Origin of the sequence: Leptospira mayottensis 200901116 (assembly GCF_000306675.2) — a bacterium.
Lineage (GTDB): Bacteria > Spirochaetota > Leptospiria > Leptospirales > Leptospiraceae > Leptospira > Leptospira mayottensis.
On sequence record NZ_CP024871.1, the window covers coordinates 2451300 to 2465794 of the forward strand.

Annotated in this window: 7 protein-coding genes and 5 pseudogenes; 5 read left to right on the plus strand and 7 right to left on the minus strand. The window is 39.5% G+C overall.

Annotation, left to right across the window (positions count from 1 at the left end; all coding sequences use genetic code 11):
• Window positions 1-66: 66 nt before the first annotated feature.
• From LEP1GSC190_RS11095 to LEP1GSC190_RS11115, 5 genes are all read right to left on the minus strand, one after another.
• Complete coding sequence (locus LEP1GSC190_RS11095) at window positions 67-411, minus strand: Mpo1-like protein (RefSeq protein ID WP_002747893.1); 345 nt, start codon at window positions 409-411, stop codon at window positions 67-69.
• A gap of 317 nt (window positions 412-728) precedes the next feature.
• Window positions 729-3248: a DUF1554 domain-containing protein gene (locus tag LEP1GSC190_RS11100; protein WP_002747851.1), complete on the minus strand. Its 2520-nt coding sequence runs from the start codon at window positions 3246-3248 to the stop codon at window positions 729-731.
• Between the two features lie 1064 nt (window positions 3249-4312).
• A complete protein-coding gene (locus LEP1GSC190_RS11105) occupies window positions 4313-5233 on the minus strand; it encodes a hypothetical protein (protein WP_036035542.1) in 921 nt (306 codons plus the stop codon).
• Window positions 5234-5238: 5 nt separating this feature from the next.
• A complete protein-coding gene (locus LEP1GSC190_RS11110; RefSeq protein ID WP_002747860.1) occupies window positions 5239-6342 on the minus strand; it encodes an LA_2272/LA_2273 family lipoprotein in 1104 nt (367 codons plus the stop codon).
• Between the two features lie 2 nt (window positions 6343-6344).
• The gene (locus LEP1GSC190_RS11115; protein ID WP_002747814.1) at window positions 6345-7256 is read right to left on the minus strand and encodes an LA_2272/LA_2273 family lipoprotein; all 912 of its coding nucleotides are present in this window, start codon (window positions 7254-7256) and stop codon (window positions 6345-6347) included.
• Between the two features lie 415 nt (window positions 7257-7671).
• Between LEP1GSC190_RS11115 and LEP1GSC190_RS20260 the strand changes: the two are divergent.
• The 4 genes and pseudogenes from LEP1GSC190_RS20260 to LEP1GSC190_RS11145 all read left to right on the plus strand — a co-directional run.
• Window positions 7672-7873 (plus strand): annotated as a pseudogene (locus tag LEP1GSC190_RS20260) (transposase); the annotation flags it as partial.
• Between the two features lie 446 nt (window positions 7874-8319).
• On the plus strand, window positions 8320-8610 hold the full coding sequence (groES, locus tag LEP1GSC190_RS11135; protein WP_002619721.1) for a co-chaperone GroES: 291 nt from the start codon (window positions 8320-8322) through the stop codon (window positions 8608-8610).
• A 13-nt stretch (window positions 8611-8623) separates the two neighbouring features.
• Entirely contained in the window at window positions 8624-10264 is a 1641-nt protein-coding gene (gene groL / locus LEP1GSC190_RS11140) for a chaperonin GroEL (protein WP_002747786.1), read from the plus strand.
• 243 nt (window positions 10265-10507) lie between these two features.
• Window positions 10508-11182 (plus strand): annotated as a pseudogene (locus LEP1GSC190_RS11145) (SIMPL domain-containing protein).
• A gap of 396 nt (window positions 11183-11578) precedes the next feature.
• Here LEP1GSC190_RS11145 and LEP1GSC190_RS21105 read toward each other — a convergent pair.
• Window positions 11579-12082 (minus strand): annotated as a pseudogene (locus LEP1GSC190_RS21105) (transposase); the annotation flags it as partial.
• 105 nt (window positions 12083-12187) lie between these two features.
• Window positions 12188-12423: pseudogene (locus LEP1GSC190_RS20275) on the minus strand (IS982 family transposase); the annotation flags it as partial.
• Between the two features lie 192 nt (window positions 12424-12615).
• On the opposite strand from LEP1GSC190_RS20275, the pseudogene LEP1GSC190_RS11155 reads away from it, so the two are divergent.
• Window positions 12616-14458, plus strand: a pseudogene (locus LEP1GSC190_RS11155) (DUF1554 domain-containing protein); the annotation flags it as partial.
• Window positions 14459-14495: the final 37 nt, after the last annotated feature.

Consider the following 14495-nt stretch of genomic DNA (forward strand, 5'->3'; position numbering starts at 1 on the left):
GACGACTCTTTGCGAAGCAAAGAAATACGACAGAAAACTCAAGCAAATACTGTCTTTCTGTGGAACTTACTTTTTACCGATCTTTTCCAATTCCTTACCGATTTGTCCGGTGAGAATGTAAAAATACATCACCCAGTCGCCCATAAACGATTTAAGTGGGTACGTGAAAGTCGCAGGACGGTTTTTCTCAACGAAAAAATGACCAATCCAAGCAAAGAAGTAACCAGAAAACAATCCGGCAAGAATATAAAACGGATCGAAATTGGCAATAGCAGCCAAAATCCAACCGATCGCAAAGGAAGTACCAATAAAATGAAGAGCGCGGTTAACCGGATGAGAATGTTCTCCCAAATAAAACGGCCAGAATTCCTTGAAAGTAGTATAAGTTTTTGGAGTAGTTTCGGTTGTCATAATAGTTCATCCTCTTTTTTCTCCGATTGTACCAACTCCGGTCTTAAAAATCAAGCCATTTGAACTAAAACAAATCGAACTGATTTTCTTCCAAAACCGACTCTATATACAGTTTCTTTAATGTATTTGCTCTATTTCCAACAAATTTATATTTTTTAAATAAATTCATTTTTACGGGAATCTCTTTGGGAAAGCCAAGAAATTCTTTAAAGCCGAGATTCTTAAATTCGTGTCTTTTCTACAAATACAACAAACCTAAGATCGCGAGAATCTTGTATCCCCGCGATCAATTATTGTTCTAAAAACGACCTTCTATCTCATTGACAATCCGGTAAGGCCCAAGGATAACCGCATATATTCGAAAGTTGGTCCATCCCCACCGCACGAAATAAATTATCTACTTCGCTCTTAGAAATAAGCCCTTTCTGAATCAGTTTCCATCCCAAAGATTGGGGAGAAAACGGACTTTTGATTGAAAGAACTTTATCGGTAAAACCAGGAGTTCCGTTAGCCGGAAGAGGAGAGCCGTCGTAGAGTTCGTTTAAGGTGATCAATAAATCCTTTAAACTGATCACCGTGTTTTTGGGATGAACCACATCACCGTACGTAGTCGATTTGTAGCTGACCGGACCTCCGTCCAAAAGTTCGCTTAACAATTTCATTTGATCGTATTTGTAACTCAACAAATGAAGATTGGAAGCGTTCGAACCGGTCGCGTTCCAACAATCGATGTGAAACGGAGCGACCTGTAACAAATAATGGCCAAAAGCGTCATAACGCATTTCGTTATTCGAATTCGTTTTGTAATCCGTAAACGTAGAATTGATTCCCTGGATATTCTGTAATCTGGAATTCCACTCCGGAGAATTCTCCACAATTCCTCTCTTCCACATTTCGTATCGAAATCTTTGAAAATCGGAATACTGTTGGTCTACGACCGGAGTGAGTTGCCAACCGTATTGATAGGTACCAAAATAAAGAGCAAACGGATCGTATCTCCAGGTGCCTCGATTCCCACTAATCAGATATCTTCCGATCGGATTTACAATCCCTTCTGTAAGAGCGGTCACCATATCTTGGTATTGATATATGGAGTGAGACCGAGCGTAGTTGTGATTGTTTGAATCTCTAAATTGACCAGCCCAATTGTTTTCGGCCAATGACAAATTAGGTGCCGCAGAAAATGCAAGAGTATGTCCGAATTCGTGACTTAAGGGATTATCCACTGGATAAATAACAATGGCATTTAGTACCGGCCCTAAAAAGTATAAATTTCCAGGAATCGCTCCTGAAGCGTATGAATTGGTAAAATTAAGCGTATAACAACGATTACACTTTTTAGACGGATCGTTTTGAAACATATCAAATTGGATTTTATCAATCGATTCGGACTTGACTCGATTGTGCAATTCAACCGCACCTTGCCAATTGGAAAGAGTCAATCGCATACTATTTGCAAGACTCGGGGAAACGGAATTCAAAATATTCACCGTTGCAAGATCGTAGGTTTTTGTCGTCTCGTCCCAATAAGGACTCAAAGGAAGAACTGTTTCAAAATACAATCCCACCTTACTCTGATTATCCAAGTCTACGTAAAGAGTTTGGAAAAATTTACTTTGATCATAGGGGAGATAATTCAAAGCGGTCACATCGGTTTTATTCCAAAGAGCGCGAATGGTTCCTGTGGAATTGTTATATGCAAGATTGGTTTTGTAGTCTAAAACAACCGTAATCCGAACTCGATCCGGTGTAGGAATCGTCTTAAGACAACTGTTCACTTGTACGGCTATATTACCATCTAAATCGTTTTGCAAATTGGAAACATAACATCCTGTAGGGTTCGTTTGAGTGCTGGAAAAGAAATTCAAATGAACTTGGCCGGGTAAAGGTCTATAACTTCCGGGAGCGGAAACGTCACTCGAAATCGCGACGCCCGTTGCAGGATCAAAATGACGTTTGAACTCGTGGCACTGTTTCCAAGGAATTGTAAAAGGAGAACTTCCAATGTTTTGATGATGACACTGTTCATCCTCTAAAAAACCAATCTTTGCTTTGAATGTGATCGGTTTTTCTTGTACGCAAAGAATTCCCATTTCCATACTTCCTTGAGAATTTGGATCTTGGGCTTCTTTCCACTGACAAGGAATAGAACCCGCCGATATGGAAGCTCCATTGTTGTAATTCGCGTATCCTATTCCACCTGAAACGGACACACTTCCGCTTGTCCAAGGTAACGATGCAGAAGAACAAAGTTGTGTAGATGGGACCGTTTTCCAATTGGATTGAAGTCCAGTCCAAATTCCGAAATCCCAGACGTAAAAAGAATCGGCGAACGCGTTGCTAAGATTTCCCGCAGAAAAATCAAAAAGCCCCGCATCATTCGTAGTAAACACCATCCTTCCATCTGCTCTGTAATACGAAGTGTTTTTTTGAAAAACCCAGTCTTTTTGACCTGACGAAGAATTCGAGCCGACCGTAGTCGCGACACGATTGATTCCGTCGACAAGCATTGCCTTGTAAGATCCGGTTCCTGGTAGACCGGAAGGAATATGGGAATTGCAATATGCGTCTGCGCCGGAAATGCCCGCGAAGTTTCCATTGTGAGTGAGAGGTGAAACCGAAGAACTGTTCGTATAACTCGTGACGAACACGTAAAGTCCTCCGGAAGGAACTACGGTCAAGTTATTCGAGTGCGAATCGACTAAATTCAAAATTGAATTTTTTAAGGAAGAGATTCCGAACGAATTCGAATTTTTCCCTTCTCCGCATCCTCCAAAAAATGCGGTCACAAATACAAAAGAACAGAAATATATTTTTTTTAATATGCATTTCAACATTCAAGTCTCCTTAGGAAAAGTAAACAAAGGAAGAAACATTTTTTTGCGTACATCTTGCAAATGACGCTTTTTACGTTTGATTCAAGCAGATTCGTACCGTAGTAATTCAGTTAAACGCAAAACTTAAAGAGGCTTTGCATTGTTCTTTCAAGCAGATAGTTGCTTTAACAAGCAGTCTTATCCGATTCATTCCTCTGGGCTCATTAACTCGTCGAGTAGTATCTTTTGATCGATTTTTTGGTTTGTCCTTTCGTTTTTTATCCTTATTACTTTTGGTCAATCCACAAGTCACTTACACAATCCAACTGACAACCTCCTAATTAGAATTAAATCGTGAATACAAGTTAAAAAAATATTTTGAGTCTGTTTTAAAAACCTCGGAATCCAGGAGTCTCTACGAGAACTTAACAGTTATAAAATATGCTCGAAATCTCATAAACTACCAAAGGAACGTAATCTATGGAAACTTCTATGTTTTATTACGAACTCACTGAATCATTATAACCGATTTCTTTTAAGATTTTTAAGACAGGCTCTTTATATTTAAAAAATTATAAATTTAGAAAAACATTATTAAAACATAAAACCATAATTCTAAAAATTACAATCGTTTCAAATTTCATAAATTATAATATGAAACAGAGATTAAATATTCAGAAAGGTGTTGCGCATAACCTGTTTTATTATAGTTTACACATAAAAAGTTTTTAGAGTCTGCCCCAGAATCCCATTTGATTTTATTCCCAACAAGGCGTGCAAACTTCCGCAAGTTACGTTTGATTTTAGTAGTTAATCGGTTTTGAATGATATTTTCCATATTCGATCAATACAAATGTTTTCGTTAAACTTCCTGGGTCGTTGTTGTAGAAACTTAAGATACCATAAGATTAATAATTCCTACTCTTAAAAGATTTTCTAAACACCAAGACTATGTTGCTATAAAAAACGACTTAAGAAATAAAATCTATTTTAGATCATAATAATTAACAAATATATTATTGGGATTTAAAATTCTTTTAAGCTTCAAAAAAAGGAACAAAAATAAATACGATTTTAAATGAGCATTATCGAATCTGTTCGATCGGTTTTAATTTTTTATAGTTACAAGCGAACGTTCTGGAAAGTTCTATAGCCAAGGGCTGAACGTCTTTTCGTTCCGGTTGTAATTGAAATTCATGCGCCTGAAATTTTGCAGGTTTAGTCGTATAATTGTAAACTGAAATCGTAACCCCGGAAAAACCGCGTGTACTCAATACTTCGATAAAAAACGGACCATGACGGCTGGGTTCCGGTCTCGAAGGAATTTGATGCTCCGATTTACGATTTATAATTTCCGCCTCTATAGAAGCGAAATTTTCGACACTATATACGACTACATCCTTTGCAACGGAAACGGGAACTTTCGCAATTTTTATCCCCAGTCCAAGAATAGGGATGTCTTCCACAGCTTGTAGAATTCCGGACAAGCCTAACATTTGTTTCTGAGAAGATGGAAGCGAATTATGTGGAACCCGATTCATGATATTCCAAGCAACCGATTGTACATCTTGCCTTGAATTACATTGTCCCCACATGCTATTCAAAAGCCTTCGAATTTCATTAACTTCGTTTACATAAATAACTTTGTAAGGTTCGTTCGGATACGGACCCGCTCCCGATGATTTCAAACAATAAGAATTGAGTGAAAGAATCAGTTTTGTTTCCGCCGGAACGATCAAAGTATTGGGCTCAAATGTGGGAGATAAAATACTAGAAAGAGGAGTTTGGCTTTTACTTTGATTTTTTTTATCCGGAAAAAAACTAAATTCAATTTGGGCTTGTTTATCTACGTCTATTTCGATCGTCTTTTTAGGAAGGTATTTTGAAAAATCGATCATCTCTTCGGATTTCGTTTGATGTATGCAAGAAATCGTAAAGATACTCACAAAAAATGGAAGAAAGATCACAGCGATAAGTATAAAAAAACTATTTCGAAAGAAAGTCATAGATTCTAATCTTTATAACAATAATTCAAGAGAATCGTAATCGGCAAAACTCCGTTCGGACAAATATTGACAACCCCGATTTGGAAATTTCCTTCTCCGCCTATATTAAGTGCTCCGATATTAAATCCCTTTCCTTCGTTATTGATGTTCAAGATTCCGAGATTAAACCCCATTCCTTTATTGATTGCGCCCATATTAAGTCCTGTACTGTTAGTGTTAACAACTCCTACAGTGAGTCCTTTACTATAAGAATTGATGACACCAAGATTCACTCCGGTTCCTCCATTGATGGCGCCTACGTTGATCCCCTTCCCTCCCGAATTGTAGAGCACTCCAGCATTCAGACCGGATCCATTTCTTCCATTGAAATTGATGACTCCGAGTGTAACTCCGCCGCCACCACTATTGATTGCACCTAGGGTTAGGTATAAACCGGGAGCCGTTTTTGCATTATAAATTCCTAATTGAATTCCAGAGTCGCTTTCTTTCGTAAAATTTAGTCCTCCAGCCTGAACTGTAAAAACTCCGTTTTCTTCGTCGTTATAAAGTCCTACTTGAATTCCCGCGCTACTTTCCGCATGATTGATTCCGCCAGCTTGAATCGCTATAATCCCTTTCTCTTCTTTGTTCATTCCTACTCCAATTTCGGAATTATTTTCCCCGCGAATTTCTCCTATAACTTGAAATCTTTTAGCCTTTTTTCCTCTTTCACTGTTATAAAATCCTAATTGAATTCCCGCGGCACCTTGGACTTTGTTCGATCCGCCCACTTGTAGAGCAAAACCTGCATTATTAGCGGCATTGTAAAGGGCAACTTGTGTGGCTGCATAAGTATTTCCTTCCGAAACATTGGCGCCTCCAACTTGAATCCCCATTAGGTTTTCTTGTACGGTATTGACGACACCCAAATTGATTCCGTATAAATTTTTTACCTCACCTTTGGAAAGACTGGTGTGAAAAACCTCCGTTTCCGTTCTGGCGGGAATTCTGAAATAGGATTTAGAACCACTGAAGCCGGTCACACCGCAATTTAAGAATAAGATCGTAGAGGAAATAATTTTTAAAACGGAAACAATAGAATGGAATATTAGAGAATAGTTATATTTCATATTTATCTACAATAATTAAAAAGGATCATCACAGGAAGGATTCCTTTTCCGCAAAAGTTTAAAAGACCGAATTCTAACGTAGGTTCATCCGTGTCTTCCTCACCGGCTGAGTTGATAAGACCGATATGAATTCCCGTACCTCCATTTAAAATACCTACATTGATTCCTTTGCCTTGAATATTCAGAGCGCCTAAATTAAAACCGTTTCCTTGTTCGTTCATAATACCTACGTTGACTCCTTCCGAATATAAATTCAAACCTCCGATCACCATCCCTTTGGTCTGAAAGTTTCCCGCACCAACCGTAAGGTCAAAACCATTTCTTTGAGAACCTACATTGACGATTCCTGCTTGCAATCCATTGGATTGTCCCTCTGAGTAATTTACCAGCCCTGCTTGAATGCCGGCTCCTTTATCTTTGGCTGTGTTCACGAGCGCTATTTGGGCGCCGTATGTGTTTCCTTGTGAGGAATTTACGATCCCTATTTGTGTGCCTACCATTTGATTTTGACTTGAATTATATAAAGAGACTTGGGCGCCGTATGTATCTCTTCTCGATGTATTTACAATTCCAGCTTGAACTCCATAAGTATTACCGGATGTATTTACAATTCCAGCTTGAGCCCCGACTATCTTAGCTTCACTTGCGTTGTAGGCAGAAATTTGAACTCCGTAAGAATCTTTTTTTGAAAGATTTACGATTCCAGCTTGGGCTCCGATCATCCTATTTTCCACCATATTAACAATTCCTAAATTGACCCCGATGAGATTCATAAGTTCTCCATAAAGGATATTAAATCGAATTACTTCGATTTTCGTTTCCTTCTTTTGCGGAGGGATTGTCGTAGTAATTTGCGGAGTTAAAGCCAAACCACAATTGAAAAGGAAAATAAAAAAAAGAGGATGTATTCTCATAAAAATTATAACTTAAGCAGCGTCACTTTAGTGAGCGCAAAACAGACCGTCAATGTTATTTTTCAAGAAAGAAGTTGGTTTCTAAAACTTTTAAGAAACGATTCAAACGAAGCGGAAATACGAGTTCCCAAAATCTACTTGCTGAGTATAGGGTATAAGCAAGAAAGCAAACCTCCCCCGAATTACAGTCGACACTTACGTACCAAAGAAAAAGGATAAAAGCATGGCGCGTAAAATACAAAAAGAATCATTTTCATGTAGAAAATATATGCATAATTTCAAATATACCAAAGACTGGTGATCAGTTGAAACAAAAAGATGGCAAAAAGAGTAAAACCCTATCAAGAATTAGACAAAAGAATTCGTGGTCTATTTGAATAGCAAATCTACAAATTCATCAAGACTTACAATCGGAAGAACAATTCATTTGGAAGTTCCTCAAGATAAAAACGGAAGTTTCAAACCTCGAGAAATCCCAAAAGGGACAGACACGTTTTACGGGATTCGATAAAAAGATCATCTTGATGTACTCACGTGGAATAACGACTCTTGAGATTTCCAACCACCTCAAAGAAATTTATCAATATGATGTTTCAGCGGATTACTACTCGGACGTATGAAAACGGTACCAAAAATTAACGGTCAATTTTGCAAAGAGACGGAATATGTAATAGTCAAGATTAGATCTTACACTCTGTTCCTGTCTACCACCCTCAAATTGTAATCCCCACGCTCTGTATAAATTCTCATCCGCGCTTGTTTTTTTTCGATCCGCGATCGAGAAAAAGAACACCGAAATTGTTTTTGTTTGAATGAAGCGATCCTTAAAATGGGAGAATTCCCACATTTTTATCTACTTCCCCTAAAATCTTCCTTTATATCCATTCGTAGATAAATTTCCAGAAACCTTTCCCCTCAAAAGTTCCCTATTTTCTTTTCCATCAAATTTGGCACTCTCTGTATCAAAGTGCTTGACCCTTTTGAAGTGATTTTTTTTAATGAAAAACTAAATAAGCACTCTCACAAATATAGTGCTAATCTTATAATTTTAAGGAGTTAGTCTATGGCATCGATTAAACCTCTGGGTGACAGAGTCCTCGTAGAACCAAGACAGGAAGCCGAGGAAAAGATCGGTAGCATTTTCGTTCCTGATACGGCAAAAGAGAAACCACAAGAAGGAAAAGTTGTCGAAATAGGCAGCGGTAAATATGAGGACGGGAAACTCGTTCCCCTCGAAGTAAAAGTAGGCGATACCGTCCTTTACGGAAAATATTCCGGAACTGAAATCAAATCGGAAGGCAAAGAATACCTCATCATCCGTGAGAGCGATATTCTGGCCGTCGTTAAAAAATAATCAGGAGTAAATCATGGCTAAAGATATTGAATACAACGAAACAGCAAGACGTAAACTCCTAGAAGGGGTGAACAAACTCGCAAACGCGGTAAAAGTTACTCTCGGACCCAAAGGTCGTAACGTAGTAATCGATAAAAAATTCGGAGCGCCAACCATCACAAAAGACGGTGTGACTGTTGCGAAAGAAATCGAACTTGAAGACGCTCTCGAAAACATGGGCGCACAAATGGTAAAAGAAGTTTCCACAAAGACAAACGACGTCGCAGGTGACGGAACTACCACTGCAACCATTCTCGCCCAATCCATTATTAACGAGGGTCTGAAAAACGTAACCGCGGGCGCAAATCCGATGTCTCTTAAAAGAGGGATCGACAAAGCGGTGACTGCAGCCGTGGAAAGCATTCGAAAAAGAGCGGTTAAGATCGAAAACAAAAAAGACATCGCAAACGTTGCCAGCATTTCGGCGAACAACGACAACACAATCGGAACTCTGATCGCAGACGCGATGGACAAAGTCGGTAAAGACGGAGTGATCACTGTCGAAGAAGCGAAGTCCATCGAAACCACTCTTGATGTGGTAGAAGGAATGCAGTTCGACAGAGGTTACATTTCTCCATACATGGTTACCGATGCGGAATCCATGGTCGCTACACTGAACGATCCTTTCATCCTGATCTACGACAAAAAGATCTCTTCCATGAAAGATCTCATCCACATTCTTGAGAAAGTAGCTCAAGCGGGCAAACCTCTTGTGATCATCTCTGAAGAAGTGGAAGGGGAAGCACTGGCTACCATCGTTGTCAACACTCTCAGAAAAACCATCTCCTGTGTTGCGGTAAAAGCTCCAGGCTTCGGAGACAGAAGAAAAGCGATGCTCGAAGATATCGCTATTTTGACAGGTGGACAAGTTATTTCCGAAGATCTTGGTATGAAACTCGAAAACACCACTCTTCAAATGCTCGGCCGTGCGAACAAAGTGACCGTAGATAAAGAAAACACTACGATCATAGAAGGAAAAGGTCAAACCAAGGAAATCCAAGGAAGAATTGGTCAGATTAAAAAACAAATCGAAGATACTACTTCCGAATATGACAAAGAAAAACTCCAAGAAAGACTCGCAAAACTCGCGGGTGGTGTTGCGGTCATTCACGTCGGAGCGGCTACCGAAGTGGAAATGAAAGAGAAAAAAGCTCGCGTGGAAGACGCCCTTTCCGCAACTCGTGCGGCTGTAGAAGAAGGGATCGTTCCTGGCGGCGGTTTGACTCTTCTCAAAGCTCAAGAAGCTGTTGCCGCTCTGAAACTGGAAGGTGACGAAGCTACGGGCGCAAAAATTATTTTCCGTTCTTTAGAAGAACCGATTCGCATGATCACAAACAACGCAGGTCTGGAAGGATCCGTGATCGTGGAACACGCAAAGGCTAAAAAAGGAAACGAAGGCTTTAACGCTCTGTCCATGGTTTGGGAAGATCTGGTTGCTGCGGGTGTCGTAGACCCTGCGAAAGTGGTTCGTTCCGCACTACAAAACGCGGCTTCCATCGGTTCCATGATTTTAACCACCGAAGTCACGATCACCGATAAGCCGGAAAAAGACGCTCCAAACCCGATGGCGGGAATGGGCGGAGGCGGTATGGGAGGAATGGGCGGAATGATGTAATTCATCCACACACCCATTTTTACCAAATCGTAAAAGGCGGTCGAGTTTACTCTTCCGCCTTTTTTATATAAAATTTTATATATTAACGCAGATTCGATCCAAAAAAGATTGAAAATCGATCGCAAATTTCATAGTAAAAATGGCAGCCGACCACGCATTATACGAAAATTCCTTCGGAATTTCTGCCACAATCGTATCGGTTACACAAAATTTACGTTATATTAAGAATATTCAGGAAATATTATGAACAAACTTCCCGCCCTACTCCTTTTTACGATTCCGCTTTTGGGAATCCAATCCGAAATCAAACAAACAGAAAACAGACAAACGATTACCGTTTTCGGAAGCGGCTCCGCGGTTGTGGAAACCGACTACGTGCAAATGAATTTCTCCGTGGAAGTGGAAGATCCGGACCCAAAAGTGGCCCAGGAAAAATAATCTAGAAAGAACGACTAACGTTAGGCCAAAGGATTCAAGATCGCAACCAAGGACATTTATAGCACCGATTACACTCTGCAAAGACAATATCTACAAGAGGGAAAACAAAGACCTTATCTCTCCTCTTCAGGAATTCTTCTCAAACTCAGGGATCTCAAATTCTATAAGGACTTATTGTTGGAAGTTCAAAAACTTGGAATCAATAACGTAAGCGGCATCGAATTCAAAGCGGGTTCCACCAAAAAACAGGAAAAGGAAGCCCTTACAGCGGCGTACGAGGATGCGAAAAACAAAGCGCTCGTATTTGCGAAGTCGATTGGAAAAACAAACGTAACTGCACTTAAAGTAGTCGAGTCAGATTCGATGCTTGCCCCTCAGGTTGTTTACTTAATGGGAAAGGTTAGCTCCGATCATTCACCCATTTCTATCGGGGAAAGAACGATTCAAACGAAAGTTAATGTGGAATTTGAAATTCAATAAAACGGAAAAATAGTTTTAAAAGCGAGTCCGTTGTTTCCGAGGAAAGCTCTACATGGCAAATCTCTCGACAAAACTTAAAAAAAACGGATAGGCAACTCTAGTGAAGAGTTCGATTTACAGGATTCCTTTAAAGCATCCCTTTTTCTATTTCAAAAACCCTAACGATTTTATCATAATTTCCAATCTATGTTGTAAGAAATACCAGAACCGGGATCAAACCTACAAAACGAAGTATTGAGCGTCTTATCTTTGGTCCGGTAAAATTCAATTTTAGGATATGCTACCATCCTTCGTCCCGATAACGTTTCGCAAAAACTTTCTCGTGGAGTTTTTATATTCTCGTGATTTTCAATGTATTCTAGATGAATCTTTAATGATTGAATGAATGCGAAATATTTAACGTGAGTTCGGACTAATGAAAGATTTAAAATTGTCTTTTGATCTCAAATTCAAAGAAGTTTTTTTGGAAAGAATGAAAATGCAACTTAACCACTTAGTAAGTTAACAGCCCAATTGAAAAACTCTGATGTATATATGTTGAATTTGGCAGATATTTTTAAGTTCATCATTCACCGATTCAATGATAGCCCTTTTTCTTAGAAGAATCTTGTCGACTAAAGACATTAATTTATTCTTCATATTCTTTTTAAGTTTTGTAATAAGCTGAATCCCCGTTTCATAAAGGCTTTCAAATAGAGATTGACTGATGTAATCCTTATCTCCGAAAGTTTATCGTAAATATTTTTAACAAGTGGAAAAATCACTTTCAAATTCCTGTCGTCGACGTTTCCAGAAGTACCATAAATAAATACTATTTCACCACGATCATTCACGATTAAATGCAATTTAAAACCAACCTGTGCTTGAGTTCCTTCTTTGTGTAATGTCTTTAAATATTTTACAGCGTGTTCTAAAACTTCATTTTACTTTACCAAAGGGTCAACTGGCAACTAAAGCGTCTCGCTTCTATCCAAGCCCCAGTTTTTTCTTACGGAAAAAACTGGGGCTTGGATGAATTCTTCTGTTATCGCATACTCCAAAGAATCGTAGAATCAATGAAGGATATTCCGGAACATTTTCCCATACAAGTGTTGGATAGAAAATAAGTTACGATCGTTGCAACCTCACTCAAATTTCCGATTTCTTTTTCGAAGACAATTCGAAAGTATTTTCAGGTTCGAGTTTATTTTTCGTTTTGTACAATAATTGTCTATTGCACAAAATATTGATGTCAGATCCATATTTGGTGGAAGTCGGTTCAATACGTGATCTGGCGTTTTGAGTACAAGATATTTTCTTTTTTCCACCTTACGCCTAACCCACGTTAAAAAACAAAATATTTCATTCCGAAACCCTGAAACCCAATCCCTAAAATGTCCGGAGAGTATGTTACTCTATCCCTTCTTAACCTTGTTAAGAATTAGGAGAATTTAATGTTAGAATCAAAAAGAAAGTCTATCATTCCTTTGATTTCCAAAGGAATGAGGATTTTAAAGTTAAGAATGGATCGAATCGTTGCATTGATATGCAGCCAATCTGCCTCAAGCGCGGGTGGGATGAGTAGATCCCGCAAACCGTTTCAAAAACAAAACCGAAGTTCTCGATATGAAAAAGTATATTCCATCTTTTTTATATGGATTACGGTTTTGCTGATCGGATGCAGTGGAGAAAATTCCAATCCTACAATAGGGACTATCTCTATGGGAAGTATAAAAGATTCCTTTTTGAATCTTATACACTCTCATTCATCGAACCAGAGTTTGATTCCTTCCAGTGGATTGTATGTGTTTGTTTCCAGTTATACGAACAATGCTTCCGTTCCGCCTCTATCTCATAATGGAAATTTTGGAGGAATTGCAGGCGCGGATGCATATTGTAATTCTCATATTCCGACGAGTTTAACCGGAACCGGGTCTTATAAGGCGATGCTTGTGGATGGAACCAATCGTGTCGCTACCACGGTGGGGGCGACTTCTTCGGCTGGACAAAAGGATTGGGTATTTGAAAAGAATACGTCTTATTACAAAGCCGATGGAAATCTTGTGTTCACTACCAACGACGCAGGGTTGTTCGACTTTTCGAATGGAAGTCTAACATATTCGTTTACTGATGTTTTTTCCATCTATGATTTCGGAATTTGGACCGGGCTTCAGTCGAATTGGAAAACCGCCACTTCCACACAACTTTGTTCCTCCGCATCCCAGCCCTGGACGAGCGGAAATTCGTCCATCCGTGGATCCATAGGATATGCGAATCACAAAAACGCATCTTCCATTTCCGCAGGTTCGATCCCTTGTCAATGGACTTCAACGGAAGATCCAGAAGACCCACAAGCCACTGTGGAAATGGGTGTTTTGTGTGTTCAGGAAAAACCGATCACACTCAAAGCAAAAATCGGTTTTTTGGAAGATGAGCAATGTCACCATTCAAATTCTTTTTTTACGATTCCTTGGAAACAATGCCACGAGTTCAAACGCCACTTTGATCCTGTAAGCGGAGCTGCAATTTCTAGTGATGTTCCGAGTCCCGGAAGTTACAGACCCGTTCCGGGACAGGTCCATTTGAATTTCTTCAACAGTTCCCAAACAAATCCTGTGGGATGTTATATCTCCAATTTGCAAAGCGACTTGGACGGAAATGTAAGTGGACAGGTCAACAACTGTCTTAAGTCAAACCCCGCTCCGGATAAAGTTCGCATCACTCTCGTGCTAGATTACAAAACAAATCTTGCATATAACAATTCGATCGGAACCATCCGTAGTCTTTGGGAGAAAACGGCGATCTCTGCTCTCAATTACTTGCCCTATGACCAGAGTAAATTCTTCCAAACTTTCTTTGTGGATCCAAATACACACAAAGACCAGGTGGAACCTTATTTCGAAGTAGTGTTGCCTTTGAATCCATACTGGAATGCTACAATAAGAACTTTCGATTTGGGAATAGTGAATATTTTGAACTTCATTCCTGCAAATATGACAAACAGCCTGCGAGCAACCCTTTCGAATTGGCAAGGTCTGGTGGAACTCCACAATCGATTGAAAAACGAATCGGTGGATAAGATCCAGTTTGATATGTTTCAAAACGATCCGACTCGAAACTGTATTCGTTGTTACACGGCCAACTTTATCAGTACATACGGTTCGGGAGGGTCGGCTGGAAATTTATATTTCAGTGCACCGAATGGAGATAACCTTCCAACTATTTATCCGGTTGACAGTTCGTTAGGCCATGAGTTCGGACATACAGTGACATTCACCGTAGCTCCCTGGTTGCTACAGGGTGTCATTAGAAACTGGGCCGGACAATATATAGA

Bases quoted from the DNA above. Each gene is read 5' to 3' on its own strand.
- LEP1GSC190_RS11095 (WP_002747893.1), bottom strand. From the start codon at position 411: ATGACAACCGAAACTACTCCAAAAACTTATACTACTTTCAAGGAATTC.
- LEP1GSC190_RS11100 (WP_002747851.1), bottom strand. From the start codon at position 3,248: ATGTTGAAATGCATATTAAAAAAAATATATTTCTGTTCTTTTGTATTT.
- LEP1GSC190_RS11105 (WP_036035542.1), bottom strand. From the start codon at position 5,233: ATGACTTTCTTTCGAAATAGTTTTTTTATACTTATCGCTGTGATCTTT.
- LEP1GSC190_RS11110 (WP_002747860.1), bottom strand. From the start codon at position 6,342: ATGAAATATAACTATTCTCTAATATTCCATTCTATTGTTTCCGTTTTA.
- LEP1GSC190_RS11115 (WP_002747814.1), bottom strand. From the start codon at position 7,256: ATGAGAATACATCCTCTTTTTTTTATTTTCCTTTTCAATTGTGGTTTG.
- groES (WP_002619721.1), top strand. From the start codon at position 8,320: ATGGCATCGATTAAACCTCTGGGTGACAGAGTCCTCGTAGAACCAAGA.
- groL (WP_002747786.1), top strand. From the start codon at position 8,624: ATGGCTAAAGATATTGAATACAACGAAACAGCAAGACGTAAACTCCTA.